Raw genomic sequence first — 290 nt, 5'->3', positions numbered from 1 at the left:
ACGACATTGGCGATATCGGTATCTTTGTTGGTTGCGATGGTGGCAATGGCGGCAACCATGGTGCCATAACGCTGGCTGTCAATATCGGCGCTGGACGAGCTGGCGGCGGTGATATCGGCAGGAGAAACATTGGTAATATCGACGTTATCCAGACCCAGCAAGGTGGCCGTGGCTTTGTTGACAGCTTCAACTTCGGCAGCGCTGGCGCCGCTGGGGTACGCTGCGGCGGCACGAATCGCGGCCAAATGCGTGATTGGCGTTACCATCAGGTTCTTGGCAGTGTCTGCACC

1 protein-coding gene is annotated in these 290 nt (G+C 57.6%); it reads right to left on the bottom strand.

Going from position 1 to position 290, the window contains the following annotated elements:
* On the bottom strand, positions 1 to 290 hold a 290-nt coding region (locus tag Q4563_RS19055), incomplete at both ends, for a hypothetical protein (protein WP_303605629.1).

The sequence above is a fragment of the Gilvimarinus sp. 1_MG-2023 genome (assembly GCF_030548285.1).
The sequence above is the reverse complement of the archived record's forward strand: the minus strand, read 5'-3'. Positions and strand labels throughout refer to the sequence as shown.